General features: G+C 69.3%; 20 protein-coding genes. 14 read left to right on the forward strand and 6 right to left on the reverse strand.

What is annotated here, in order from left to right; genetic code table 11:
* Window positions 1–173 precede the first annotated feature (173 nt).
* Window positions 174–2168: a DNA primase gene (gene dnaG / locus R1Z03_RS11425; RefSeq protein ID WP_317359763.1), complete on the reverse strand. Its 1995-nt coding sequence runs from the start codon at window positions 2166–2168 to the stop codon at window positions 174–176.
* Between the two features lie 54 nt (window positions 2169–2222).
* Entirely contained in the window at window positions 2223–3257 is a 1035-nt protein-coding gene (locus R1Z03_RS11430) for a helix-turn-helix domain-containing protein (RefSeq protein ID WP_317359765.1), read from the reverse strand.
* Window positions 3258–3585: 328 nt separating this feature from the next.
* On the opposite strand from R1Z03_RS11430, the gene R1Z03_RS11435 reads away from it, so the two are divergent.
* The 6 genes from R1Z03_RS11435 to R1Z03_RS11460 all read left to right on the forward strand — a co-directional run bounded on the left by R1Z03_RS11435 (window position 3586) and on the right by R1Z03_RS11460 (window position 11398).
* A complete protein-coding gene (locus R1Z03_RS11435; RefSeq protein WP_317359767.1) occupies window positions 3586–6024 on the forward strand; it encodes a hypothetical protein in 2439 nt (812 codons plus the stop codon).
* Window positions 6025–6041: 17 nt separating this feature from the next.
* Window positions 6042–7127, forward strand: a complete 1086-nt coding sequence (locus R1Z03_RS11440; protein ID WP_317359769.1) for a hypothetical protein — start codon at window positions 6042–6044, stop codon at window positions 7125–7127.
* Between the two features lie 9 nt (window positions 7128–7136).
* Entirely contained in the window at window positions 7137–8837 is a 1701-nt protein-coding gene (locus tag R1Z03_RS11445) for a multicopper oxidase domain-containing protein (RefSeq protein WP_317359772.1), read from the forward strand.
* A 281-nt stretch (window positions 8838–9118) separates the two neighbouring features.
* Entirely contained in the window at window positions 9119–9916 is a 798-nt protein-coding gene (locus R1Z03_RS11450; protein ID WP_284430201.1) for an EAL domain-containing protein, read from the forward strand.
* Window positions 9917–10007: 91 nt separating this feature from the next.
* Window positions 10008–10754 (forward strand): transporter substrate-binding domain-containing protein, encoded by a 747-nt coding sequence (locus tag R1Z03_RS11455; RefSeq protein WP_317359775.1) that lies wholly within the window; start codon window positions 10008–10010, stop codon window positions 10752–10754.
* A 218-nt stretch (window positions 10755–10972) separates the two neighbouring features.
* On the forward strand, window positions 10973–11398 hold the full coding sequence (locus R1Z03_RS11460) for a cupin domain-containing protein (RefSeq protein WP_272568201.1): 426 nt from the start codon (window positions 10973–10975) through the stop codon (window positions 11396–11398).
* A gap of 78 nt (window positions 11399–11476) precedes the next feature.
* Here the strand turns inward: R1Z03_RS11460 and R1Z03_RS11465 are convergent, their stop codons facing one another.
* The 4 genes from R1Z03_RS11465 to R1Z03_RS11480 all read right to left on the reverse strand — a co-directional run bounded on the left by R1Z03_RS11465 (window position 11477) and on the right by R1Z03_RS11480 (window position 17824).
* A complete protein-coding gene (locus tag R1Z03_RS11465) occupies window positions 11477–13306 on the reverse strand; it encodes a gamma-glutamyltransferase family protein (RefSeq protein WP_317359777.1) in 1830 nt (609 codons plus the stop codon).
* A 176-nt stretch (window positions 13307–13482) separates the two neighbouring features.
* Window positions 13483–15105, reverse strand: a complete 1623-nt coding sequence (locus R1Z03_RS11470) for an alkaline phosphatase D family protein (RefSeq protein WP_317359779.1) — start codon at window positions 15103–15105, stop codon at window positions 13483–13485.
* Window positions 15106–15174: 69 nt separating this feature from the next.
* The gene (locus R1Z03_RS11475) at window positions 15175–16704 is read right to left on the reverse strand and encodes a GGDEF domain-containing protein (RefSeq protein WP_284430206.1); all 1530 of its coding nucleotides are present in this window, start codon (window positions 16702–16704) and stop codon (window positions 15175–15177) included.
* Window positions 16705–16849: 145 nt separating this feature from the next.
* Window positions 16850–17824 carry an NADPH:quinone oxidoreductase family protein gene (locus R1Z03_RS11480; protein WP_284430207.1) on the reverse strand — a complete coding sequence of 325 codons (975 nt, stop codon included), beginning with the start codon at window positions 17822–17824 and terminating at the stop codon, window positions 16850–16852.
* Window positions 17825–17987: 163 nt separating this feature from the next.
* Between R1Z03_RS11480 and surE the strand changes: the two genes are divergently transcribed.
* From surE to rlmN, 8 genes are all read left to right on the forward strand, one after another.
* On the forward strand, window positions 17988–18782 hold the full coding sequence (gene surE / locus R1Z03_RS11485; protein WP_317359782.1) for a 5'/3'-nucleotidase SurE: 795 nt from the start codon (window positions 17988–17990) through the stop codon (window positions 18780–18782).
* Complete coding sequence (locus tag R1Z03_RS11490; protein ID WP_272568210.1) at window positions 18779–19549, forward strand: protein-L-isoaspartate(D-aspartate) O-methyltransferase; 771 nt, start codon at window positions 18779–18781, stop codon at window positions 19547–19549. The genes surE and R1Z03_RS11490 overlap by 4 nt, the downstream gene beginning before the upstream one ends.
* A gap of 11 nt (window positions 19550–19560) precedes the next feature.
* A complete protein-coding gene (locus tag R1Z03_RS11495; RefSeq protein WP_317359785.1) occupies window positions 19561–20451 on the forward strand; it encodes a peptidoglycan DD-metalloendopeptidase family protein in 891 nt (296 codons plus the stop codon).
* Window positions 20448–21464: an RluA family pseudouridine synthase gene (locus tag R1Z03_RS11500; protein ID WP_317359788.1), complete on the forward strand. Its 1017-nt coding sequence runs from the start codon at window positions 20448–20450 to the stop codon at window positions 21462–21464. The genes R1Z03_RS11495 and R1Z03_RS11500 overlap by 4 nt, the downstream gene beginning before the upstream one ends.
* A 150-nt stretch (window positions 21465–21614) precedes the next feature.
* On the forward strand, window positions 21615–22382 hold the full coding sequence (gene scpB, locus R1Z03_RS11505; protein ID WP_317359790.1) for an SMC-Scp complex subunit ScpB: 768 nt from the start codon (window positions 21615–21617) through the stop codon (window positions 22380–22382).
* A complete protein-coding gene (locus R1Z03_RS11510) occupies window positions 22379–23833 on the forward strand; it encodes a pseudouridine synthase (protein WP_317359792.1) in 1455 nt (484 codons plus the stop codon). Before scpB ends, R1Z03_RS11510 begins: the two co-directional genes overlap by 4 nt.
* A 101-nt stretch (window positions 23834–23934) precedes the next feature.
* Window positions 23935–24360 carry a nucleoside-diphosphate kinase gene (gene ndk / locus R1Z03_RS11515; RefSeq protein ID WP_272568219.1) on the forward strand — a complete coding sequence of 142 codons (426 nt, stop codon included), beginning with the start codon at window positions 23935–23937 and terminating at the stop codon, window positions 24358–24360.
* A gap of 87 nt (window positions 24361–24447) precedes the next feature.
* Entirely contained in the window at window positions 24448–25569 is a 1122-nt protein-coding gene (gene rlmN / locus R1Z03_RS11520; RefSeq protein WP_317359795.1) for a 23S rRNA (adenine(2503)-C(2))-methyltransferase RlmN, read from the forward strand.
* The last annotated feature ends 142 nt before the right edge of the window (window positions 25570–25711 follow it).

Below are 25711 nucleotides of genomic sequence, written 5' to 3' on the forward strand. Positions count from 1 at the left end.
GCCTTCGCGGTTCGAGGGAGCGACCCTCAGGGGCAAGATGTGTGGGCGAACATTTGGTGTGCAGTCCTTGCGGTGTGAAGGGCGGTCGTGCGTGTGTGTCACGGTTGCCCGGCCCGGAGGTGCTGCTGTCGCTCTTGCCGATGAACCCTACATTATAGCGGCCCAGGGGAATTTCAAGCCGGCTTGAGCGAAATTCCGCGCAATGCCTTGAGCCGCTGCTCCAGGGCCTGGTATTGCGCCAGAGCCGCCGGGTCGCGCGCTGCCAGCAGGATGAGCTCGTTTTGCTGGCGCTTGAGCTCCTCGATGAGCATGCGGTCGAGCAGGTCGCGCAGCTCGGCCCGCAGCTCCTGCACGTCGCCCTCGGTCTGGGCGTGCGAGCCGGTCATCACGCGTTCGGCCAGCCCTTCGCACTCATGCCCGCGCAGGCTCTCGCGCAGCACGGCCCAGGCCAGCGGGCCATGTTCGTGCAACTGGCCTTCCAGCCAGGTGAACAGGGGCCCGTGCGGTGCCGCCTGGGCGCACAGCACCGCGTGGTCCTCATGGGCCAGTTCTTCCAGGAACTCCATGTGCGACAGCAGAAGCCGCACCGCGTGGTCCGTGCGGCTCGCCGCCGGGGTGCGGGGCAGACGCGGCTGGATGGGGCGCTCGTCCTCCTTCTTCCAGCGGCCCTTGCCTTTCCAGTCGCCATTGTTTTTGCGAAACGGTTTGGCGGCATAGCCCTGGCCGCCGCCGGGCGGCTCGCCGGCAGGTGCCCAGCCGGCGTCCTGCGCGGAGGCGCCCCAGGGCGGTTCGTCGGCGTAGGCGGGCGGGGGGGCGCCACCGGAGGCCGTCCGGTGCGCGCCGCCGCCCTGGCGGCTGGCGTCCTGCGCTGCGGCCTGGTTCCACAGGTCGGACAGATCGCGCGCGTCGAGCTGGCCCTGCTCGGCCAGTTCGGTCAGCAACTGCCGCTTGAGCGCGCCGTCGGGCAGGGCGGACCACAGCGGCCGCGCGTTGCTCACCATGTGGGCCCGGCCTTCGGCGGTGCCCAGGTCGCAGTTCTCGCGGGCCGCCTCCAAAAGGAAGCGGCTGAGCGGCAGCGCCTCGCCCACCTGGCGGGCGAAGGCGTCGGTGCCGTGTTCGCGGATGAAGCTGTCGGGGTCGTGCTCGGCCGGCAGGAACAGGAATTTCACGCTGCGCGTGTCGGTGGCGTAGGGCAGGGCTCCGTCGAGCGCCTTGCGCGCCGCGCGCCGCCCGGCCGCGTCGCCGTCGAAGCTGAACACCACGGTGTCGGTGAAACGGAACAGCTTGTGCACGTGGTCGGGCGTGCAGGCCGTGCCCAGCGTGGCCACGGCGTTCGGGAAGCCGAGCTGCGCCAGCGCCACCACGTCCATGTAGCCTTCCGTGACCAGCACGTAGCCGTGCTCGCGGATGGCGGTGCGCGCCTCGAACAGGCCGTAGAGTTCGCGGCCCTTGTGGAACACGGGCGTTTCCGGCGAGTTGAGGTACTTGGGCTTGTCGTCGCCCAGCACGCGCCCGCCGAAGCCGATGCATTCGCCCTTCACGTTGCGGATCGGGAACATGACGCGGTCGCGGAAGCGGTCGTAGCGCTTGTCGTCCTCCTCGTTCACGATCACCAGGCCGCTCTCGGCCAGCAGGGGGCTGTCGTACTCGGGGAACACGCTGGCCAGATTGCGCCAGCCCTCGGGCGCGTAGCCCAGGCCGTAGCGCTTGGCCACCGTGCCGGAGACGCCGCGCCCCTTGAAGTAGCCCACCGCACGCGGCGAATCCTTGAGGTGCTTGCGAAAGGATTCACCGGCCTTTTCGAGCACGTCCGTCAGCGTGGCCTGCTTTTGCCGCTGGGCGGCGGCGCGCTCGCGCTCCTGGGGCGAGACGTCGTCCTGCGGCACCTGCAGGCCCACTTGCTGGGCCAGGTCCTGCACGGCCTCCACGAAGCCCATGCCGGCGTGCTCCATGAGGAAGCTGATGGCGTTGCCGTTCTTGCCGCAGCCGAAGCAGTGGTAGAACTGCTTGGAGGGGCTGACGCTGAACGAGGGCGATTTTTCCCCGTGGAAGGGGCACAGCCCCATGAAGTTGGCGCCGCCCTTCTTGAGCTGCACGTAGCGGCCGACGATGTCGACCACATCGACGCGGGCGAGCAATTCCTGGATGAACGACTGGGGGATGGACACCCGGCGATTGTCCCCCAACGCGCCGGTGCCGGCACCCGCCGGCCGGCCCGCGGGTCAGTTCGCCGGGTGGCGCGCCTCGCGCGGGCTGAGGCCGAAGCGGCGCTTGAACATGCGCTGGAAGGTGGAGGGGTCCGAAAACCCGCACCGCAGCGCGATCTCCGAGAGGCTGGGCCGCTCGGTGCCGGCGCCCGCGGTCGCGGTGACCTGCTGCCAGGCCGCCTCCAGCCGGGCGCTCCAGATGGCCGCCGCCACGCCTTCGCCATGGCGTGCGAACAGGCGGTACAGCGACGCACGCGAGCATTCCAGCAGCACCGCCAGCCGCTCGGCGCCGAAGGCCGGATCGCCGCAGTGGCGCCGCACCAGGCCCCAGGCCGCCCGGTACAGGCTGTCGTCGAAGCGGCCTGCATCGGCCTGCAGGCCGGCCTTCTGCGATGTCTGCAGCAGGGCCAGGGCCATGTCGGTGCAGGCTTTCAGCGCCACGGTGCGTTCGTCGATCCCCATGCGCGGCGCTTCGCGCCAGGTGGCGGCCATCAGGGTCTGCAGCACGCTGCCCAGGCCCGGGCGCTGCGGCAGCTGGTCGGGCAGGGTGAAGCCGGGGCCGAGGGTGTCGTGGATCGTCTTGCGCGACACGATGAGGGACATGTCGCGGTGGCGTGAGCGCCGGATCTCCACCGGCCGGGCGTAGTCCACAAGATAGAGCATGCCGGCCGAGATCTGCTGCGCTCCGTGGTTTTCCTGGGTGGCCCAGTCGCACTCCACCATCAGCGACAGGCTGATGTCGTCCGCGCCGTCCCGGCGGCACATGGCCTCGGTGCGCACGGCATGCACGGCCTCGCTCGCGTGCTCGACCAGATCGGCCCCATGGCCGACGATGCGCCGCAACCGCCCGCCGAACGCCGCCCCGTCCGGCACCTCGGATTCGGGGCGCATGCGGCTGAGCACCGATTCCCGCCAGAAGTCGAGGCGCTCCCGAGGGGGGACGGGATCGGTGGCGACCTCCACCAGCGTCCCCGGCGCGTGCGGACTGGCCAGCGCCGCATGGCGGCGGTGTGGAGGGGAATCGGGAGCCGGACGGACCTCGTTTGCCATGAATTCCCTTCCGCGGTCTGTTGCTTTCTGTGTGTTTCCACTCGAAATGTAGTGCACGCGCGACAGGTCGAGAAAAAAACCCTGTGCGGCCGACGGGGTCGAAATGGATCCTGCGTCTCACCCGCTGGGCCTGGAATGGCCGCGTGTCTCAATTCCCCGCCCGAAGGGCTCCCACCGTGGCATGGGTAAGAAATCCCCACTGGATCCGCGGGTTGAAATGGCCGGTGCGAAACGGGACGATGCACCGGTGGGCGGCAGGCCTGCCGCCCGATCCCGGGCTAAAAAACTGCGTCATCACCCCAATGGACCGGCCTGCCGGACACAATTTATGCACCCTGTGGACAGCCCCCTCGACCCCCTGCAGCATCTTGACCTTGTCCGAAGCTGCGGCGAAGGCGGACTTGGCCCTGCACCCCATGCGCTGTCGGTGCCGGTCCATGCCGAGCCGGGCGGCCCGGGCCAGGGCACGCTCACGGTCTTCGGCGCGGGCGGCCAGACGCTGGTGGAGACGGCCTTCGACGGCCATGCCACGGTGCTGGTGCACGCGGCGCAGGGCGGCCTGCGCCTCGTCCTGGACCTGGGGGACGGCCTGCATCTGGCCGCCCGGCTCGAGGACTACCGGTCCGGCACGGCGGTCGTGCTGTCTCCGATCTCCACGCTGGTGGATGCCTACCTCGCCACGCAGCCGGGGATGGCGCTGGCGCGGGCCCAGGCGCGCGTGCTGGAGTCGCTGGGGCTGCCGCCCGACCTTCCCGTGGGGACTCTGGGCTTCAGCCTGGACCGCGACCGGTTCGATGCGGACCACTTCCACCAGGCCGCGCGCGGCGCGGGCGGCACGCAGGCCCTGACCCGGCAGGTGGCGGACGGCATCGACGCCACGGTCTCCGTCCAGCGCTTCGGACGGAACGCGGCCGGCCTGCTGGGCGCCGACAAAAGCCCCGACGCCACCATCAAGGACCTGGTGGATGGCTTGTCCGGCAACTTCAAGGACTGGGCCGGCGGCAAGGTCAAGGGCTGGCTCATGCGGGTCAGCGGGATCAACAGCTTCCTGAACGAACTGGGGCTGGGCGAAGGTGAGGACACCACCGCCAAGCAGCTGCAGGCGATCACGGCCGAGATCAAGCGGCTGAGCGAGGCGATCGGCAGGGTGCCGCGGTCCACGGCCTACATCACCCGCCTGACGGCGCTGGAGGCGTTGAAGGCGTTCGTGCAGGACAAGACCGATTTGCTGGCCAGCGCAGCGGGGGATGCGCCGCCGACGGCCGACCAGCTTCAGGAGCAATTCGTCAAGTCCGTGAATGAAAGCCTGGTGCTGACCCAGCTGCACGACAACCAGGTGGGCTCCGGTGCCGATGCCAAGGGGCTGATCCGCCTGCTGCTGGACGATCATCCCAAGTTCTATTCGGGCCGCACCGGAACGGCCTATGACGACCTGCTGTTCAACGCCTTCAACCAGGCGCGCGCACTGCAGGCCCAGGCACTCAATCTCAAGGTCGAGGCCGCCCATGCGGGCGATCCGCCGCAGCTGGACAAGGCGGAGCGGCACCTGGACGAGTACCACATCCACCTCAAGCGCCAGCGGCTGATGTACCCCAACGGGCTCAAGCCCTTCGCCGACGGCAGCATCCTGGACCGCGACACCGGCCTGATGTGGAAACCGGAGATGTTCGAATACGACGGCCTGGAAGGGCTGATGGCCGACCCGGCGAGCGCGGGCAATCCCTGGCGCCTGCCCAGCATCACCGAACTGCAGAGCCTGATACCGCCGGACGCCGTGCGCCATCGGCTGCCTTCCGGCGAACAGTCGGCCGCGACGCCTCAAATCATGCGATATTTCGGCTTCAAGCCGCAGTCGTACCAGCACGACGGCACCACCCGCTACCGGCATTTCGCCGACCTGGGGCAGGCGGGGTCCAGGCCCTACAAGATCCTCGGCCCGGGCTACATCGTCACCCGCAACGCCTACAAGCGCCGCGATCGCCAATGGGGCCAGTCGGACTACGAACTGCGCACGCTGGTGATGAACCTCTACAACGGCGACGAGGAAAACATCCGCATCAAATTCTGCCGTGGCGACGGCAGGTGCTATACCCAATACGGCTCCTCGCAGCCACCCGTGCCGTGGACCATGCCGGTGCTGTACGTGCGCACGCCGCCCGTTCCCGTGGAGTTCAAGGTCGAGTTCTACGAGGGTTTCAAATCCACGGCCGACACGGCGCAGGGTTGGGCGCTGGTGCGCTACTCCGACAGCAGCGATTGGAAGGACGTGACCCAGGACGCCATCTGGAGCGTCGAGGGCGAACACGCCTCGGACGTGCACGTGTCCAACCACGAAGGCACCAGCGGCCTGGTGCAACTGCGCAGCCAGGAGCGTACGCCACGTGCCTACACGATCAAGGCCGAACTGCCCTGGTACCTGTCGGACCAGCCCGGGCAATCGGGCCGGCTGGAAGGCAAGGCCATCCTCTACGGCAACCAGAGCGCGCCGGTGCCGGTACTCAAGCGGCTGCTGCTGTCCCCGGCCACGAAGATCACCAAGCAATCCCCGTTCTCGTACGACCTCAGCATCCGGGGCGTCCTGAGTTCGGGGGCCGCCATCGACAATGACATGGCCGTCTGGTCGTGCAACCCGAGCGATTCCGGCGTGCAGATCAGCCCCTCAGGCCGGGTGACGGTGTCCCAGGCCCCCACATCGAAAAAGCAGATCCAGATCAAGGCCACGATCGGCGGCGCCGAAGGGTTCGCCTACCTCGTGCTGCTGCCCTGACCCGCGAGGCGCATTCCATGCCATTTCTCACCATCAGTGCCGGCCGCGACCGGTCCATCGCCCTCGCCGCGGACGGCGCGGCCTACGGCTGGGGCGGCGTCAAGCGGCTCGGCGCCCAGCTGCCGCCCGGCTATCCGGGCGAGCTGTGCACGTCCAGCCCCACCGAGATCGGCCACAACCGCTACGCGCAGCCGCAGCCCCAGTGGCTGAACCCCGGGCTGCCGTTCACCGCGGTGCACGACGGGCATTCCCACACGCTGGCCGTGCGCGAGGGCGGCGCCGTGGTGGCCTGCCGGCCCGTGGTGTCGCCGGATCACGGCGCCGACCGCGTGGGCGTGTCGGGCCTGCCTTCCCCCGTGGTCCAGGTGGCGCAGACCGAAGCCGCCGCGTTCGCGCTGCAGGCCGACGGCACGGTGCGCTCCTGGGGCATGGCGGCCTATGGGCAACTGGGCCGCGCGACGGCCTCGCGCGAATCCGCGCCGCAGGCCATCGAAGGCCTGGGTGCCATCGCGCACCTGGCGCCCGGCCATGCGCACGTGCTGGCGCTGGACCGTGCCGGACGCGTCTGGGCCTGGGGCGCCAACGCGGCCGGTCAGCTCGGCAACGGGGCGCTGAAGGAATCCGCCGTGCCGGTGCGGGTGGACCTGCCCGGGCGCATCGTGCAGGTGGCCGCGGGCGACACGCATAGCTTCGCGGTGGACGCGCAAGGCGGGCTGTGGGCCTGGGGCTCCAACCAGTACGGGCAGGCGGGCGGCGGCGATGCGCGCTATGTCGCCCGGCCCGTGCGGGTGCGCACCGGCTTTGCCGTGGCGCAGGTGGATGCGGGCATGTTCTACACCGTGGCGCTGTCGCGCCAGGGCGACGTGTTCGCATGGGGCTGGAACGGCATGGGGCAGCTCGCGCGGGACGGCCTGGCCTTTTCCGCCAGGCCGCTGCGGGTGCCGGCGCTGCGCGGCGTGCTGCAACTGGCGGCCGGATCGGGCCATGTGCTGGCGCGCACCGGCACCGGGCTGCTCGCCTGGGGCGACAACCGCTCGTCCGCCTGCGGGGCGTTTCCGTCCACCGCCGTGCAGGTCCGACCCCATCCCATCGCATTCGCCTGAAGGCCCGCCATGACCGATTCTTTCTCGACCCCGGAGCCGACGCGCCGCGCCAGCCTGCAGTGGATGTTCGGGCTCTCCCTGGGCACAGTGGTTGCCCCGCTGGCCGGCTGCGGCGGCAGCGCCTCCGGCGCCACGGCGGACACGCTGCCCGAGCCCGCCGCGCTGACGTCGTCCGGCGGCCAGCTCAGCCTGGACCTGTTCGCCCGCTACGGCGCGCAGCCGCTGCGCATCGCGGGGTCGCAGCCGCCGGCCTATCCGGGCGTGGCCCGCACGGTGCAGACCGCGCTGCGCAGCTTCAACGGCCAGTACATGGCGCCCACGCTGCACCTGCAGCCCGGCGACACGCTGCGCATCCGGCTGGTGAACGAACTGCCGGCCAACGTGAAGGGCCAGTCCTCGCTGGACTACCTCAACCACCAGAACAGCACCAACCTGCATTTCCACGGCCTGCACGTCGATCCGCGGGAGATCCGCCCCGGCGTGTTCGGCGACTACGTGGTGGACATGGCCGAGGCCGGCGTGCTGCCGGGGGCCAGCCGCCAGCACGAGGTGGCCATCCCGGCCGACCACACCAACGGCATCTACTGGTACCACCCCCATCTGCACGGGTCGTCCAACGTGCAGGTCTCCAGCGGCATGTTCGGCGCCATCCTCATTCACGACCCCAAGGACACCTTCATCGACACGCCGGACATCCGCGAGCGCGCGATCCACGTGCACAAGGTCAACCTGACCGACGACGGCAAAACGGAATCGTTCTACGACTCCATCCGCACCGCGTCGTCGGGCTTTTTGCTCAACGGCGCCTACCAGCCCACCATCGTGATGCGGCCGGGCGAGTTGCAGCAGTGGCACTTCGTCAACACGGCTTCGTTCTACCCGTTCAACCCCGTGCTGGACGGCCATACGCTCTGGGCGTATGCCAAGGACGGCAACGTGTTCAACCGCCGTTTCAAGCCCATCAACGCGGCCACCTCGGACCAATTCGACAACGCCCACTGGCCCGGCAACGCGCTGTATCCCGGCAACCGCCATTCGATCGTGGTGAAGGCCAGCGACGTGCCCGGCACGTACTACCTGCGTTCGGTCAAGGCGCCGTCGAGCGAGGCGCAGGACGAGATCGTCGCGCGCATCGTGGTGGAGGGCACGCCGCTGTCCACCCCGCTGCCCCAGCCCGCGCGCCTGCCGCGCTATGCCGAGCACCTGCCCATCACCGATGAGGAACTGGCGGCCCATGGCGGCAAGCAGCGCAGCCTGGTGCTGGCCGTACTGCCCAAGACGAGCGAGCGCCTGGCCCAGCCCATTCCGGCGGGGGAGGGCTGGTTCATCCCGCTGTCGGACGGCGTCGACGGCTTCACCGACACCGTGTTCTCGTCCGGCGACGCCTCGCCGCAGGCCCGGCTGTCGCCGTTCCAGTCGTCGCTCACGGCCACGCAGACGGTGGCGCTGGGCGCGGTGGAGGAGTGGACCATCCAGAACCTCAACCGCTACCCGCACCCGTTCCACATCCACGTCAACGACAGCTACGTGGTCCGGGTCAACGGCGAGCCGGTCGACCCGTACTGGGCCGACACGCTGCCGGTGCCGCCGATGGGCAGCATCACCTTCCGCATGCGGTTCACCGACTTCCACGGCCAGTTCGTGTGGCACTGCCATGCGCTCGACCACGAAGACCTGGGAATGATGCAACTGGTGCACGTGGTGGCGTGACGGGTGAACGAGCACGAGCGAGCGAACACGGCCGAGAGCCGGCGCGCAGCCGCAGTAACCAAGAGAGAGAGGGGAGAGAAGAAGAGCGCGGCGAGGGGCCCGGTGCGGTGCGCCGGGCCCCGCAGTCGTGCGCGCAAAGGCCGCCTGAGGGAGCGGCGCGGGCGCCAAAGCCCTCGCGGCCCGGTGGGTCACGGGACGCGCGCGGGACCGATGTGCCGCAAGATGCGCGTAAGCTGTCGGCTCGATCGCCGCCCCGCCATTGCCCGTGGCCCATCGCTGTCATGAATCAGCCCGCCTCCCTCCACGCCGCCTCTTCGGCCACCGCCTCTTCGCCCGCCTGCGCCGCCTGCCGCGATGGCCAGGCGCTGGACTTCGAATTCACCATGGCGTTCCAGCCCATCGTCGATCTGCGCGACCGCAGCGTCTACGCCTACGAGGCGCTGGTGCGGGGGCTGGACGGCAGTTCGGCCCAGAGCATCCTGGATCGGGTGACCGAGCAGAACCTCTACGCCTTCGACCAGGCCTGCCGCGTGAAGGCCGTGGAGCTGGCCGCGGCGCTGGGCATGCCCTGCCGGCTGAGCATCAATTTCCTGCCCAACGCTGTGTACCAGCCGGAGGCCTGCATCCGCGCCACGCTGCAGGCCGCGCAGCGCTGCGGCTTTCCCACCGAGCGCATCATCTTCGAGATTGCCGAGCGCGAGAACCTGCTGGACAAGGCGCACCTGCAGGGCATCCTGCACGCCTACCGCCGCCACGGCTTCCTGAGCGCGATCGACGATTTTGGCGCGGGCTACGCGGGCCTGAACCTGCTGGCCGACTTCCAGCCCGATCTGCTGAAGATCGACATGGCCCTGGTGCGCGGCGTCGACCGCCACCCGGTGCGGCAAGCCATCGTGCGCGGCATCGTGGGCCTGTGCCATGACCTGGGCGTGCAGGCCCTGGCCGAAGGCGTCGAAACCGATGCCGAGCTGCACACCCTGCGCGGCCTGGGCATCGACCTGTTCCAGGGCTACCTGTTGGCCCGGCCCGCGCTGCAGGCCCTGCCGCCCGTGCGCTGGCCGCAGGACGCCGCCACCTGACGCGCTGCGTCGCCAGGCGGCCGCGGGGGTTTACACGGCGCGCCGGCTGGAAGATGCTCGGCCTTCGTTCAACCCCCCCGTCCTTCGCCGCATGTCCATCGATCCCGCCGTCCTCCAGGCCTTTGCACCCACCGGGGTGCTGCGCGCCTCCATCAACCTGGGCAACCCCATTTTGGCCAAGGCCGGCGCGCCGGGGGTGGACCCGTCCGGCGTGTCCGTCGATCTGGCGCGGGCCCTGGCGGAGCGCCTGGGCGTGCCGATCGCCTTCGCCGTGTTCGATGCGGCCGGCCGATCGGTCGAGGCCGTCACGCAGGAGCAGGCCGATGTGGGCTTCTTCGCCGTAGATCCGCTGCGCGCCGCCGGCATCGCGTTCACCGCGCCGTACGTGCTCATCGAAGGCTGCTACTTGGTGCGCGAGGACTCGCCGCTGCGCGACAACGAGGCCGTGGACCGGCCCGGTCACCGGGTGGTGGTCGGCAAGGGCAGCGCCTACGACCTCTATCTGAGCCGCGAGATGAAGGCCGCCACCCTGGTGCGCGCCCCCACGTCGCCCGCCGTCGTGGAGACCTTCCTGGCCGAAGGCGCCGACGTGGCCGCGGGCGTCAAGCAGCAGCTGCAGGCCGATGCGCAGCGCCTGGGCGGCGGCCTGCGCCTGCTGCCGGGCCGCTTCATGGTCATCCAGCAGGCCATGGGGCTGCCCAAGGGCCGGGGCGCGGCCGCGGCGGGCGTGCTCCATGCCTTCGTGGAGGAGGCCAAGGCCAGCGGCTTCGTGCAGGCCGCGCTGGAGCGGCACAGCATCCAGGGCGCCTCCGTGGCGCCGGCCCAGGCACCGGCTTGAGGCGGTGATTCGATTGCTATTGTTTTAATAGCGATATGCCCTAGTGTTGATTGTGCTGGGGTCTGTTTTGATACCAAGCCTGCTTCGCAGGGCCCCGCCGGGGTGCTGGCCGGTGCGGGGCTCGCGGGGCCGCGCATAAGATCGCATCGGCACCGGGCGGGCCGCGGCATGCTGCGGCGGCCCGCGCTGCCATCCGACCATTCCAAAGGAGACAACCCATGAAAAAAACGTTCCGCCTGCTGGCCGCCGCATTCGCCCTGGTGGGAGTGGCATCGACGGCGTCGGCCGAGGTGTACCCCAAGGAGGCGCTGCTGAAAGCCAACAAGGAGGGCGCCGGCGGCGGCAAGGGCACGCTGGCCGGCGAATACGCCTTCACCCGCGACAAGGCGCTCAAGGACCAGGCCATCAAGGAGATCAGCTGGCTCACGCTGCAGCCGGGTGACTCCATCGGCTACCACAAGCACACCAGCAACGAGGACACCTACGTCATCGTCTCGGGCCGCGGCACCTTCAAGGACAAGGACGGTGTGGACGTGGCCGTGAAGCCGGGCGACGTGACCATCGTGCGCAAGGGCGAATCGCACGGGCTGACCAACACCGGCACCGAGCCCCTGGTGTTCCTGGACGTGATCGCCGAGCAGTAGGCGCTGGCGCGGCGGCCAGCCCCGGGCCGCAACGCCCAAGAGCACCCGCAGGGTGCTCTTTTTTGGGGTGGCGGGCGCTCAGTCCCCCATCACCACGCCTTCGCGGCGCGGGTCGGCGCCGCCCAGCCACATCGGCTGCCCGTGCACCTCGGCGCGGGTGATGGCCTGCAGGCCGCTGGTCATGTTCATCTCGCGCACCTCGGCGCCGCGGGCACGCAGCGCCTCCACCGTGGCCGGCGGGAAGCGTTTTTCCTCCAGCATCGTCGGGCCATTGAGCGAGCCGAAATTGGGCAGGTTGATGGCCTGCTGCGGCATCAGCCCCCAGTTGAAGATGCCGTAGAGCGTCTTGGCCGTGTAGTGGATGATGAGCGCGCCGCCCGGGCTGCCGCCGCTCATCACCACCTGGCCGGTCTGCTTGTCGAACACCAGCGTGGGCGCCATCGACGAGCGCGGGCGCTTGCCGGGCTCCACGCGGTTGGCGATGGGCTGGCCCTGCGCGTCCTTGGGCGCGAAGCTGAAATCGGTCAGCTCGTTGTTCAGCAGGAAGCCCTTGACCATCTGGCGCGAGCCGAACTGGTCTTCGATGGTGGTCGTCATCGCCACCGCGTTGCCGAAGGCATCGACGACGCTGATGTGGCTGGTGCCGTGCTCGATCTGGTCGGGCATGGGCGCATGGCTGGTTTGGACCGCGCCGGGGTTGCCGGGCTGCGCCACCTTCATGCTCTGCGGGCCGATCAGTTGGGCGCGCTGGGCGAGGTAGGCGGGGGCGAGCAGGGTGCTCCAGCTGCCGCCCGGCGGCTGCACGAAGTCGGGGTCGGCCACGTAGAGGCCGCGGTCGGCGAAGGCCAGGCGCGAGGCCTCGTTGTACAGGTAGAGCCAGTCGGCGCTGGGCAGCCAGTCGCCCGCGCCCTTGGGCCCTTCCTGCAGCGCCATCGTGGTGGCGTCGGTGTTCTTCAGGATGCCCAGGATCTGTCCCACGGCGATCGCGCCCGAGCTGGGCGGCGGAAAGCCGCACAGGCGAAAGTCCTTGGAGGCCACCTGGTAGTCCGTGCACAGCGCCTCGCGCTTCCTGGGCTGGTAGCCGGCCAAGTCGGCCAGCGCCAGGCGCCCGGGGTTGGTCGGGTGGCCCTGCACCTCGGCGACGATGGCCTGCGCCACCTCGCCCTCCAGCAGCGCCTTGGAGCCGTTGCGCGCGATGCCTTTCAGCACGGCGGCCAGCTCGGGGTTCTTGAGCACATGGCCCACGGGCCAGGGCTGGCCCGCCGCGTCGAAGAAATAGGCGCGCGCGGCCGGGTCCTGTGCCAGGTACTTTTCGTTGGCCAGCAGGGTGTTCAGGCGCGGGCTCACCTTGAAGCCGTTCTCGGCCAGCTGGATGGCCGGCTGGAACAGCGATGCCCACGGCAGCTTGCCGTGCTCCCGGTGCGCCAGCTCCAGCATGCGCACCGCGCCGGGCGTGCCCACCGAGCGGCCGCCCACCACGCCGTCATAGAAGGGCACGGGCTTGCCGTCTGCGCCGAGAAAGAGGTTCTCGGTGGCGGCGGCCGGCGCCGTCTCGCGGCCGTCATAGGCCTCGACCCGGCTGCCCGCCGAGTGCAGCAGGAAGGCGCCGCCGCCGATGCCGCTCGATTGCGGCTCGACCAGCGACAGCACCATCTGCACCGCGATAGCGGCGTCGATCGCCGAGCCGCCGGCCTGGAGCACCTGGTAGCCCGCATCGGTGGCCAGCGGGTTGGCGGCCGCCACGGCGAACTTCTGCGTCGCCCAGCCGGGCTTCTCGGTGTAGCCGGACGCGCCTTCGGGCTGGTCGGGCAGCGTGTAGTTCAGGCGGGGGCTGGTGCCGCAGGCCGCGAGCAGGGCGGCAGCCGCGAGGGCGGCCAGCCGGGCGGCGGGCAGGTGCTTGGGGGTCATGGAGTCTCCCGGTGTGGTGGGCGCCATGGTAATGCGGGGTGCAGGCCTGGCCTGCGGGTGTTACACCCCGCTACCGAAACGGCGCGCGTGGGTGGCCTCTGCGTTGGACGCCTTTGGTCTTTTTGGCCTCCGGCGCAATCAATACTAGGGCGTTTCGCTATCTATTTTGTAGCAAATCAAAGGTCGCGCACGGGCCCGGGGCGACCGTCTTCCACCACGAAGCGGGCCAGGGTGGAAGCGCCGCTGTCGGCCCGCAGCGGGTCGTCCACGGTGCGCAGCGTGGTGGTCCAGCGCCGGGGCGTGACCTCGGCCAGCCCCCAGCCGCGCAGGTCGCAGCGCGCCAGCAGCACGTGCGGGTTGTGGCGGACGATGGCGTCCACCTTGTCCTGCGTGGTGCCCGAGCGCGAGCTGATCGAGGTGCCGCAGAACTCGCTGGCCAGCACACGGGCCGTGGGGGCCACGGAGGACTCGGCAGGCGCGTCCCCGTCGGCCGGCGCCATCACGTTGCAGACGTAGTTCTGGTGGATGTCGCCTCCCAGCAGCACCGTGTTGCGCGGCGCATGCCGGGCCACCGACTGCAGCAGCCGCTGGCGCGCGGCCGGGTAGCCGTCCCAGCTGTCGGTCGATTGCACGCCGGAGGGGTAGTGGCGCGGCGAGAACAGCGTCTGCTGCGCGACCACGCTCCAGCGGGTGCCGTCGCCGCTGGCGCTTCCCACACCGCTGCCGCGCGCATCGGCGGCCAGGCCGGCATCCAGCCAGCGCTCCTGCGCCGTGCCCAGGAAGCTGCGCCCGGGCGCCTGCAGATCGGCGCAGTCGCTGGGCCGCACAGCGCCCGCGCCGCTGCTGCCTTCCGCGCGGCAGGCCTGGCGGTCGCGGAACTGGCGCGCATCCAGCAGGTGGATGGTCGCCAGCCGCCCCCAGGGCAGCGCGCGGTACACCTGCAGCGCGCCGAACCCGCTGGCCGCCAGGCTCGCCACTCGCAGCGGCGTGTGTTCGTAGAAGGCCTGCCATGCCGCCGTGCGCATCGCCAGGAAGTCGGCGGCGTCGCCGCGGCCGTGGGTGCCGGCGTAGTCGTTCTGTACCTCGTGGTCGTCCCAGGTCGTGGCCCAGGGGCACAGCGCGTGGGCGGCCTGCAGCGAAGGATCGCTCTTGTGCAGCGCGTAGCGGTCGCGGTAGTCGGCCAGCGTGTGCGCCAGGCGCAGGCCGTGCACGCGCGCCAGCCCGGCCGGGTCCTTGGGGCTGGCGTATTCGTAGATGTAGTCGCCCAGGAACAGCACCAGGTCGGGCGACTGGCGGCACACGTCGGCCCAGGCCGCGTAGTGGCCGTGCTCCCACCGCTGGCACGACGCGAAGGCGATGCGCAGGCCCGTCGCCACATCCCCGGCGGCCGGCGCGGTGCGCGTGCGGCCGGTGGCGCTGACGGCGTCGCCCTGCAGAAAGCGGTAGTGGTACCAGCGCCCCGGGGCCAGCCCCTGCAGCTCGACATGCACGCTGTGCGCGAACTCCGGCAGGGCGGTGGCCGTGCCGCGCTGCACGATGCGGCGAAACGCGTCGTCGTGCGCCACCTCCCACTGCACGGCAAGCGGGCGGTTCCATGCGCCGGGTTCGGCGGGCACGAGGCGCGTCCACAGCACCATGCCATCGGGCGAGGGGTCGCCGCTGGCCACGCCCAGCGTGAACGGGTCGTGCCGCAGCGCTGCGGTGCCTGCCCCGGCCCAACGGGGCCAGGCGGCCACGCCCGCGGCCCAGGCGGCCCGTTGCAGCAGTGCCCGGCGCGAGAGCAGGGGTGTTTGCGTCATGGGAAGGGTTGCAGTGCGCGAGCGGAAACGGTCAGGCCGGGCGCTCGGAAAAGGCCGCCCGGGAGGGGCTCAGGCGGCCATCACGCGGTTCTTGCCCGCGCGCTTGGCCAGGTACATGCCCTGGTCGGCCCGGCGGATGGCTTCCGTGCTGCCCTCCTGCTCGGCCATCTGCGCCACGCCGGCGCTGAAGGTGATGAGCACCTTCTCGCGGTCCTTCAGGAAGTAGCGCGTGGTCAGCTCGCGCTGCAGCCGTTTCATGGCTTCCACGCCCTGGTCCAGGTCGGTGTCGGGCAGCACCAGCACGAATTCCTCGCCGCCGTAGCGCGCCAGCATGTCCTGCGGGCGCATCACCTCGCGCGTGACGCCGGCCAGGTGCACCAGCGCCTCGTCGCCGGCCGTGTGGCCCAGGCGGTCGTTGATGAGCTTGAAGTTGTCCACGTCCAGCAGGGCCACGCACAGCGGCGAGCCGTTGCGCGTGGCGCGGGCGATCTCGCGCTCCATCACCTCGTCCAGGCCCTTGCGGTTGAGCGAGCCGGTGAGCGGGTCGTGCCGGGCCTGGGCGCTGGCGCGGTCCAGCTCTTCCTGCAGCTTGGTGATCTCGGCATGGCGCGCATCGGAGCGCGCGCGCAGGTCCTGCAGCTCGTCGCGCGCCACCCGGCTGTCCAGGGCCATGGCGCGCGTGGCGCTCATCACCTCCTCGAGCAGCGGGGTGATCTCCTGCAGGCTGTTGGCCTGGCCGATGCGCTCGGCGCAGTGCTCCATCTTGTCGTGGTAGGTGCTGCTGGAGGCGGTGATCTGCACCAGCCGCTCGATGAAGGTGGCCAGCAGCTCCTTCATCTGTTCCTGCGCCTGCACGGTGCGCTCCTTGGCCTCGGTCTGCTTGAAGATCACGTCCTTCAGGCGCCGCTGCACCTCGTCCAGCCGGCGCAGCGTGAGCGGCGGCGTGGAGGCGGCCATCAGCGCCTCGACCTGGCCCTGCAGCCAGCGGTCGTCCTGGCTCAGCACGGCGATGTTCTCGAACAGCATGTGCAGCAGTTCGAGCAGGCTGGCGCGGATGGCGGCCTGGTCCTCGGTGGCGAACGACAGCCGGTAGCTGAAGTTGTTCAGCATCAGGCCGAAGGTCGAGATCGGCGGCGAGGGCTGGCGCAGGAAATTGGTCAGCTGCGCGGCCAGTTCATGCACGCGGGCATCGTCCTCGCCCAGCGCGGGCAGGGTGTTGTCGATCAGGCGGGCGAGCTGCTCGGTCAGTTCCTCGGGCAGGTGCGTGGCGGCCGAGGGCTCCGCGGCCGCGGCGGCCGGTGCGGCCACGCTGGCCAGCCCGAGGTTGGCGTAGCCCACGAGCACGCTCTGCAACTGGGCCCAGTCGGTGTTGTCGATGGCGGATTCGAACAGGCCCAGCAGGCGCTTTTGCGCCGGGGTCTGCCCGGGCAGCACGCGCAGGATGTGGCGCAGGGGGCCTTCCGGAAAGGCGGTGGGGCTGGGGTTGCCGGCGATCTCGTCGTAGAGGGCCTGGTAGTTGTCGGGCGTGGGCGCCAAACGGCGCGCGGCCAGCTGCTTGAGGGTTTCTCGCGCGATTTCTGAAGGGGGGCGGTCGGCCATCTGGCGTGCACGGAAAGGCAAAGATGCGCGAGTGTGACAGACGGCGCACCGCTTGAACAGGCGCCCGCAGGGCATCCGTGCAACGCCGGTCCCGCCCACCACCGGCCTGGGTGAAGGGCCTGGCGGGCGCGGGCCGGCGCCAGTGTCAGTTCACCATGACCAGCTTGCCCATCACCCCGCGCGATCCCATGTGGGCATAGGCCGCGGGCAGTTGCGCCATCGGCATGGTGCGGTCGATCACGGGCTTGATGGCGCCCTCGCCGTACCAGGCGGCCAACTCGGCCATCATGGCGGCGTTGGCCTGCCGCTCGCGCCTGGAGAACTCGCCCCAGAACACGCCCACGATCGAGGCGCCCTTGAGCAGCGCCAGATTCAGCGGCAGCGCCGGGATGGGGCCGGAGGCGAAACCCACCACCAGGTAGCGCCCGCGCCAGGCGATCGAGCGGAAGGCGGGCTCGGTGAAGTCGCCGCCCACCGGGTCGTAGATCACGTCCGGGCCCTTGCCGTCGGTCAGCGACTTGATCGCCTCGCGCAGGTTTTCCTCGGTGTAGTTGATGACGGCGTCCGCCCCCACGGACAGGCACAGCTTGCATTTTTCCTCGGTGGAGGCGGCCGCGATCACGCGGGCGCCCATCTTCTTGGCGATCTGGATGGCCGCCGTGCCCACGCCGCCGGCCGCACCCAGCACCAGCACCGTCTCGCCGGCCTTGAGCTGCCCCCGGTCCACCAGCGCATGGTGCGAGGTGGCGTAGATCATGATGAACGCCGCCGCATCCACGTGCGAAAAGCCCTCGGGCAGCGGCATGCACAGCGCCGCGGGCGCCACCGCGTGGGTGCCGAAGCCGCCCGTGCCGGTGAGGCAGGCCACGCTCTGCCCGGGGCGCAGGTGGGTGACGCCTTCGCCCACGGCCTCCACCACGCCGGCGTATTCCGACCCCGGCACGAAGGGCAGGGGGGGCTTCATCTGGTACTTGTTCTGCACGATGAGCAGGTCGGGAAAGTTCAGGCTGGCGGCCTTGATCGCGATCAGCACCTCGCCCGCCTTCGGCGTGGGCGTGGGCAATTCGGTCCAGGCCAGGGCGTCGACGCCCGTCGGGTTGGTGCAAAGCCAAGCATGCATGGAAGGTCTCCTGTCGGTGTGGCCGCATGATAGGCGCGGGGGCCGGCGTGGCGAGTCCCTGGAGCGACGGCGGCCGCCGGCAGGGGCGGGCGCCCAGGATGCGGCCCGGCCTGGCCGTGTCGGACGCGGCCTACAATCGCTCGCACCCTGCTTCCTGCCACCCATGAAGATCCTCATTTCCAACGACGACGGTTACCAGGCACCCGGCATCGTGGCCCTGCACGATGCGCTCAAGACCATCGCGGACGTCGAGGTGGTGGCGCCGGAACACAACAACAGCGCCAAGTCCAATGCGCTCACGCTGCATTCGCCGCTGTACGTGCACCAGGCGGCCAACGGCTTCCGGTACGTGAACGGCACCCCGGCGGACTGCGTGCACATCGCGCTCACCGGCCTGCTCGGCTACCGGCCCGATCTGGTCGTCTCGGGTATCAACAACGGCGCCAATATGGGCGACGACACCATCTACTCCGGCACCGTGGGCGCCGCGATGGAGGGCTACCTCTTCGGCATTCCGGCCATCGCGTTCTCGCAGGTGGACAAGGGCTGGGGCGAGATCGAATCCGCCGCCCGCAAGGCGCGCGAGATCGTCGAGCAGATGCAGGCGCAGAGCCTGGTGGGCGAGGCGCCCTGGCTCCTCAACGTGAACATTCCCAACCTGCCGTTCGATGCACTGCGGCCCCTGCGGCTGTGCCGCCTGGGCCGCCGCCATGCAGCCGAGCGCGTCATCGAGCAGCAGAGCCCGCGCGGGGAGGTCATGTACTGGATCGGGGGCGCGGGCGCGGCCAAGGACGACGCCGAGGGCACGGACTTCCATGCCACGGCCCAGGGCCATGTGGCCATCACCCCTTTGAAGGTGGATCTGACCGACCACGAAGGCCTGGGCTACTGGACGCAGACCGCGGCGCGCCTGGTGCCCGACGCGCCCGCCGCTACCACGCCGGCCCCTGCCCTATGACGCAGCGCCGCCCCGGCTTTCCGGCCCGCATCGACCCGCCGCCGGGCGCTGCGCCCCGGCCGCCATCGCAGCCCGCGCCGCGCCGCGATGCCCCGCCCATGCCGCAGGGCGTGGGGCTCGATTCGGCCGCCGTGCGCGCGCGCATGGTGCAGCGCCTGGCGGCCTCGGGCATCGCATCGCCAGCCGTGCTGCAGGCCATGGGCTCGGTGGAGCGGCACCGCTTCGTGGACACCGCCCTCGTCAACCAGGCCTACGAAGACACCAGCCTGCCGATCGGGCTGGGCCAGACCATCTCCAAGCCGAGCATCGTCGCCCGCATGACGGAGCTGCTGCTGGGCGCGGAGGGCGCGCGCGCCGCCGGGCTGGGGCGCGTGCTGGAGATCGGCACCGGCTGCGGCTACCAGGCCGCAGTGCTGGGGCGCGTGGCCCGCGAGGTGTACACCATCGAACGTTTGCGCGCGTTGCACGAGAAGGCGCGCGACAACCTGCGTCCCTGGCGCCTCGCGAACGTGCACCTCATCTTCGGCGACGGCACGGTGGGCTATGCGAAAGGCGCGCCGTATGCGGCCATCATCGCCGCGGCAGGCGGCGAGACCCTCCCTCAGGCGTGGATCGACCAGCTGGCCGTGGGTGGCCGCCTCGTGGCGCCCATGGTGGGCGCCGGCGGCCACCAGGTGTTGTTGGTCATCGACAAAACGGCGCACGGATTGAAACAGAACGTTTTGGAGGCCGTTCATTTTGTCCCCCTAAAATCGGGGATTGCCTGAAGGGATTGCTTATGTTGGTTACGCGTGGTCTTGTTGGTTGGGGTTCGGTAGCGCTCGCAGCCTTGGTGCTGACGGGTTGCGGTACCCGCGTCAACAGGGCACCGGTGGAAGATCGTGGCACGTCCGCTTCCACATCCGCCTCCCAGCCCGGCATGGTGGTCGCTCCCGCGGCCAAGCCTCTGCCCGGTGCTGAAAACGCCGGCAAACCCGGCTACTACACGGTCAAGCCAGGAGATACCCTGATTCGCATCGGCCTGGAAAACGGCCAAAGCTGGAAGGACATCGCCCGCTGGAACAACCTGGACAACGCCAACCTCATCGAGGTTGGCCAGGTGCTCCGCGTGGCCGCGCCTTCGGCCACGCCAGCGCCCTCGGTGGCCAGCGATACCGGCGTGGTCACCCGCCCCGTCACCTCTTCCGCGATCGCCCCGTCCACCCCCGCCAGCGGTGCCAAGCCCGGGGCATCGGCCCCCGCCGTGGCCGCCGCCCCCGCTCCTGCGCCCAGCCCCGCGCCTGCGGCGACCGGCGGCGAGGACGACATGGCCTTCATCTGGCCATCGTCGGGTTCGCTCGTGGCGGGTTTCGACGAGGCCCGCAACAAGGGTTATGACATCGGCGGCAAGGCGGGCGACCCCGTGCTCGCCTCCGCGGATGGACGGGTCGTCTATGCCGGCGCCGGCCTGCGTGGCTACGGCAACCTCGTGATCCTCAAGCACAACAACACCTACCTGACGGCCTACGCCCACAACCAGACCCTGCTGGTGAAGGAAGACCAGACGGTGCGCCGCGGCCAGAAGATCGCCGAAATGGGCAGCTCCGACACCGACCGGGTGAAGCTGCACTTCGAGATCCGCCGCCAGGGCAAGCCGGTCGATCCGTCCCGCTACCTGCCGGCGCGTTGAACACGCTGCCGTCCGGCCCCGGCCTGCTCCCCGAGGGAGAGGCCAGCACCGAAGACCTGGAGGAGGGCGGCGAAGCCTCGCAGGAGATTCGCCAGTTCGCCATTGGCGAGGCGCAGCACGGTGAGCGCCTGGACCGGGCGCTCGCCGATCAGGTGCCCGAGTTTTCGCGCAGCTATCTGCAGCAATTGCTGGCCCAGGGGGGCGTTCTGCTCAACGGGCAGGCCGCGGCCAAGCCTGCGGCCCGAGTCAAGGCGGGCGATGTGGTGGCGGTGGAACTGCGGCCCACCCAGCAGAGCCAGGCCTTCCGTCCGGAGTCCATCCCCATCAACGTGGTGTTCGAGGATGCGCACCTGCTGGTCATCCACAAGCCTGCGGGGCTCGTCGTTCACCCCGCGCCCGGCAACTGGAGCGGGACCTTGCTCAACGGCCTGCTGGCCCGCGATCCCAAGGCGCTGCTGGTGCCCCGGGCGGGCATCGTCCACCGGCTCGACAAGGACACGAGCGGGTTGATGGTCGTGGCGCGCGAGCGGGGCGTCATGGATGCGCTGGTGCGCATGATCGCCGCCCGCGAAGTGAGCCGGCAGTACCTCGCCATCGGCCACCGCCCCTGGAGCGGGCCGGAGCAGCGCGTGGTCGAGGGAAGCATTGGCCGCGACCCGCGCAATCGCCTGCGCATGGCCGTGGTGGACCTGGCCACGCAGTCGGGCAAGCCCGCGCGCACGGACATTGCCTTGCTCGACAGCGTCGATCCGGTCTGCTTCGTGCGCTGCACGCTGCACACCGGGCGCACGCACCAGATCCGGGTGCACATGGCCTCGCTTCGCCATCCCCTGGTGGGCGATGCCTTGTACGGCGGAGAAGCGGCGGGGGGGCTCGCGCGCCAGGCGCTGCACGCGTACCGGCTGGCTTTCGCCCATCCCATGACGGGTAAGCCGATGGAGTTCCATGCGCCTCTGCCACAGGACATGGAAAACGCCTTGGATTTTTGGGGCCTGCGCTACAATCGCGCCTAGCGGCTGTACCAGCCGACTCGCCCGCATGGACACACTGCAGGGCTGGGAACAGCACCAAGGTCTTTGCGTGCGGTCCCGCTGAACGAACCCTTTGACAGGCATGGCGCCCTTTTCGACACGTGGCGTCTCTTTCCCCGCAATTGCTGAACCATGAATACGGTGGACGCCAAACGGGTCCTTGAAACCGCGCTGATCTGCGCTCCGCAACCGGCGACCCTGCGCGAGTTGCGCACGCTCTTCAACGACGCTCTCGGAACCGATACCCTGAAAACCATCCTGCTGGAACTCCAGCAGGACTGGGCATTGCGGGGCGTGGAGCTCGTGCAGGTCGCGACGGGCTGGCGTTTCCAGAGCCGCCCTGAAATGCGCGAGTACCTGGACCGGCTGCATCCGGAAAAACCGCCGCGCTACACCCGGGCCACCCTGGAGACGCTGGCCATCATTGCCTACCGGCAGCCGGTGACGCGCGGCGACATCGAGGACATCCGCGGCGTGACCGTGAACAGCCTGATTATCAAGCAGCTGGAAGACCGGGGCTGGGTGGAGGTCATTGGGCACCGCGAAACCGTGGGCCGGCCCGCCCTGTTCGCCACCACGCGGCAGTTTCTGGACGACCTCGGGCTGCAGTCGCTCGACCAGTTGCCCGTGATGGAAAATCCGGCCGTGCAGGCCAGCGTGCTCGAAGCGCTGGGTTCTGGCGGCACCTTGCCGCTCGACGCACCTGCCGAGCCGGCGCCGGGGGATCACCCCCCTGTGGCAGAGGCGGTGCCTTCGGTGCCGCAGGGCTCCGAAACGGAGCCGGTCACCGGCCCATCCACAGAAGACACGCCGCGCCCATCCGACGAAGAAGACGTGCTGGCCCCCTCGCACGAGAAGCCAAAAGACGCCGACAACGGCACACCAGAGAGTCTCCCATGAACGATCCCATTTCAGAACCTGCCGACGACCAGCCCGCGTTGCCCGCCGAGGCAGACGCCAGCGTGAAGAAGCCCGCGGCCCGCAAGCCGCCCCGCAAGAAGGCGCCGAAGGCGTCCGACGCGGCAGCAGGCCAGCCGGTGGAGGCTTCTGCCGAGTCAGCGCAGGATGTCGAGGCTGTCGCTGTACCGGCCGGGACGGCGGTGGAGGCTGCCCCTGCGCCAGTGCGGACTGAGCCCGCTTCGCCCAGATCGGAACGTTCTTCGGGGCCTCGCCCTGCCGCGGGGGCGCGTACCACACCGGGCTATCAGTTCGCCGACGTGGTGTCCGGCCGCCTGGATGAGGACGAGACGGCCGCCGACGCAGTGCCAGCGCGTCGCGTCCTGCTGCCGCAGGTGGAAACGCCCAAGCTGCACAAGGTGCTGGCCCAGGCGGGGCTGGGCTCGCGCCTGGAAATGGAGCAATTGATCCTGGAAGGCCGGATTTCGGTCAACAACGAGCCGGCGCACATCGGCCAACGCGTGCAGTTCGGCGATCAGGTGAAGGTGAATGGCCGGCCCATTCGCTACCGCATCGATCCCCCTCCGGCCCGGGTCATCGCGTACCACAAGCCAGCGGGCGAAGTGGTGACGCACGACGATCCCCAGAATCGGCCCACCGTGTTTCGCAAGCTGCCGCGGCTTGCCCACGGAAAGTGGCAGTCCGTGGGGCGGCTGGACCTGAACACCGAGGGCTTGCTGCTGTTCACCAGTTCGGGCGAGTTGGCCAACCAGTTGATGCACCCCCGCTTTGGCCTGGAGCGTGAATATGCCGTGCGGGTGCTGGGCGCACTCAGCAACGAAGAAAAGCAGCGGTTGCTCGACGGCGTGCAGCTCGACGACGGCATGGCTTCGTTCGGCTCCATCGAGGATGGCGGCGGCGAAGGCTCCAACTGCTGGTATCGCGTGACCATCTCCGAAGGCCGCAACCGTGAGGTTCGGCGCATGCTGGAGGCCGTGGGCCATGCGGTCAGCCGGCTCATCCGCATCCGCTACGGCGCGATGATGCTGCCCCGCGGGCTCAAGCGCGGCGCGTGGCTGGAACTGGACGAGCGCGATATCCGCGCGCTCATGCAGGCCGTGGGTGGTGGCAACAAGGCCCCCAGAGAGACGGTCGAGGCACCTGCCGGACCTGCGGACCGCAAGAGCGGCTTGCGCCGTGGCGGGCCCCGTGGTCGCAACAATGGCGCGCCGCGCGATGCGGCCGCGCCATCTTCTGCGCGCAAGCCGGGCTATGGATCTGGCGCAGGGCGCGGCAAGGACGGCGCACCCGGTGGGCGCCAGGGCGGCGGTGGCGGCGCTGGCAGCCAGCCGGATCCGATGAAGACGTCGGTGGGCTACATCGGCACGGACAGCTTGTCGCGCTACCGGCAGGACCAGAAACGCAACGGCCCGCCGCGCCGCGGCGGTCGCTGAGCCTTCGCGCCTTGGGGAATTAATCCGCCCAGTTAGAATCGAGGGCTTTGTCCGCAGGGCGAAAAATTCAAATAGATCAACCACTCTCCAGGAAAATCAACATGGCTATCGAACGCACCCTCTCCATCATCAAGCCCGACGCAGTGGCCAAGAACGTCATCGGCCAAATTTACGCCCGCTTCGAAGCCGCTGGCCTGAAGGTTGTCGCAGCACGCATGGCCCACCTGTCGCGCCTGGAAGCCGAACAGTTCTACGGCGTGCACAAGGAGCGTCCTTTCTTCAAGGACCTGGTGGACTTCATGATCTCCGGCCCGGTGATGATCCAGGCCCTGGAAGGCGAGAACGCCATCCTGAAGAACCGCGAACTCATGGGCGCCACCGACCCCAAGAAGGCAGAAGCCGGCACGATCCGCGCTGACTTCGCAGACAGCATCGATGCCAACGCCGTGCACGGTTCCGACGCCGTGGAAACCGCTCAGGCAGAAGTGGCTTTCTTCTTCCCTGGCCTCAACATCTACTCGCGCTGATATGCGATCCACCCTTGCGCCGGAGCGCTGCCCAGGCCGCGCGCCCAGCGCAGGGGGCGGTGATCGACGTGAACAGCCTTCGCTCCGATGACCACCAATCTCCTTGACTTCGACCTCGACGGTCTGGCTGCGTTTTGCGAGCAGCTGGGGGAGAAGCGTTTTCGGGCGACCCAATTGTTTCGCTGGATTCACCAGCGGGGCGCGCACGATTTCGACCAGATGAGCGATCTGGCGAAGTCGCTGCGGGAAAAACTGAAATCCTGCGCCCATGTGCAGGCATTGCCGGTGGTGAGCGAGCATGTCTCGACGGACGGCACGGTCAAGTGGCTGTTCGACGTGGGTGACGGCAATGCGGTCGAAACCGTGTTCATTCCAGAGGATGACCGGAGCACCCTGTGCATTTCTTCCCAGGCCGGATGCGCCGTGGGATGCCGTTTCTGCTCTACCGGACACCAAGGTTTCAGCCGCAACCTGACCACAGGCGAGATCATTGCCCAGTTGTGGTTCGCGGAGCATGCGCTGCGCCGAAGGCTGGGCAGCGAAGAACGCATCATCTCCAACGTCGTGATGATGGGCATGGGTGAGCCGCTGCAGAATTACACCGCGCTCGTGCCCGCGTTGCGTGCCATGCTGGACGATCACGGCTACGGCCTGTCCCGGCGCCGCGTGACGGTGTCGACCTCGGGCGTCGTTCCCATGATGGATCGGCTTTCCCAGGACTGCCCCGTGGCACTCGCCGTTTCGCTGCACGCGCCCAACGATCCGCTGCGTGACAACCTGGTACCGCTCAATCGCAAGTACCCATTGCAGGAGCTTCTGGATGCCTGCCAGCGCTATCTGGCGCATGCGCCGCGCGATTTCATCACCTTCGAATATTGCATGCTCGATGGCGTGAACGACCAGGCAGAACATGCCCGGCAACTCATCGATCTGGTGCGACCCCGCCATGGGCAGGGTGTTCGCTGCAAGTTCAATCTGATTCCATTCAATCCCTTTCCCGCTTCCGGCCTCCACCGATCGACCCCGCAGCAAGTTGCGGTTTTCGCAAAGTTGTTGAGTGATGCGGGTATCGTTACGACCGTGCGCAAAACGCGTGGCGACGATATCGACGCCGCGTGCGGCCAACTGGCGGGAGATGTGAAAGACCGCACCCGGGCCGCCGAGCGCATGGCCAAGCAGCGCACCATCGTGCTCAAGCCTGTGATGTGATTTTCGGTGCTGCGTGACCCCCATGGGCCCGCCATCTCGGAGAGCGCCGTGACGGGCAAAGGGGTGAAGCGATGCCGCCATTGGGATTTTCAAATCACCTTTTCCGGAAGCTGGCGCATGGCACGCATTGCCCTTAAGCAGG

It is taken from the genome of Acidovorax sp. BLS4 (assembly GCF_032929295.1).
In the GTDB taxonomy this organism is placed as follows: Bacteria; Pseudomonadota; Gammaproteobacteria; order Burkholderiales; family Burkholderiaceae_C; genus Paracidovorax.

Bases quoted from the DNA above. Each gene is read 5' to 3' on its own strand.
- R1Z03_RS11510 (WP_317359792.1), top strand. From the start codon at position 22,379: ATGAACGATCCCATTTCAGAACCTGCCGACGACCAGCCCGCGTTGCCC.
- R1Z03_RS11490 (WP_272568210.1), top strand. From the start codon at position 18,779: ATGACGCAGCGCCGCCCCGGCTTTCCGGCCCGCATCGACCCGCCGCCG.
- R1Z03_RS11470 (WP_317359779.1), bottom strand. From the start codon at position 15,105: ATGACGCAAACACCCCTGCTCTCGCGCCGGGCACTGCTGCAACGGGCC.
- R1Z03_RS11480 (WP_284430207.1), bottom strand. From the start codon at position 17,824: ATGCATGCTTGGCTTTGCACCAACCCGACGGGCGTCGACGCCCTGGCC.
- R1Z03_RS11475 (WP_284430206.1), bottom strand. From the start codon at position 16,704: ATGGCCGACCGCCCCCCTTCAGAAATCGCGCGAGAAACCCTCAAGCAG.
- R1Z03_RS11495 (WP_317359785.1), top strand. From the start codon at position 19,561: ATGTTGGTTACGCGTGGTCTTGTTGGTTGGGGTTCGGTAGCGCTCGCA.
- R1Z03_RS11460 (WP_272568201.1), top strand. From the start codon at position 10,973: ATGAAAAAAACGTTCCGCCTGCTGGCCGCCGCATTCGCCCTGGTGGGA.
- R1Z03_RS11440 (WP_317359769.1), top strand. From the start codon at position 6,042: ATGCCATTTCTCACCATCAGTGCCGGCCGCGACCGGTCCATCGCCCTC.
- R1Z03_RS11450 (WP_284430201.1), top strand. From the start codon at position 9,119: ATGAATCAGCCCGCCTCCCTCCACGCCGCCTCTTCGGCCACCGCCTCT.
- ndk (WP_272568219.1), top strand. From the start codon at position 23,935: ATGGCTATCGAACGCACCCTCTCCATCATCAAGCCCGACGCAGTGGCC.
- R1Z03_RS11455 (WP_317359775.1), top strand. From the start codon at position 10,008: ATGTCCATCGATCCCGCCGTCCTCCAGGCCTTTGCACCCACCGGGGTG.
- scpB (WP_317359790.1), top strand. From the start codon at position 21,615: ATGAATACGGTGGACGCCAAACGGGTCCTTGAAACCGCGCTGATCTGC.
- R1Z03_RS11435 (WP_317359767.1), top strand. From the start codon at position 3,586: ATGCACCCTGTGGACAGCCCCCTCGACCCCCTGCAGCATCTTGACCTT.
- surE (WP_317359782.1), top strand. From the start codon at position 17,988: ATGAAGATCCTCATTTCCAACGACGACGGTTACCAGGCACCCGGCATC.
- R1Z03_RS11430 (WP_317359765.1), bottom strand. From the start codon at position 3,257: ATGGCAAACGAGGTCCGTCCGGCTCCCGATTCCCCTCCACACCGCCGC.
- rlmN (WP_317359795.1), top strand. From the start codon at position 24,448: ATGACCACCAATCTCCTTGACTTCGACCTCGACGGTCTGGCTGCGTTT.
- R1Z03_RS11445 (WP_317359772.1), top strand. From the start codon at position 7,137: ATGACCGATTCTTTCTCGACCCCGGAGCCGACGCGCCGCGCCAGCCTG.
- R1Z03_RS11465 (WP_317359777.1), bottom strand. From the start codon at position 13,306: ATGACCCCCAAGCACCTGCCCGCCGCCCGGCTGGCCGCCCTCGCGGCT.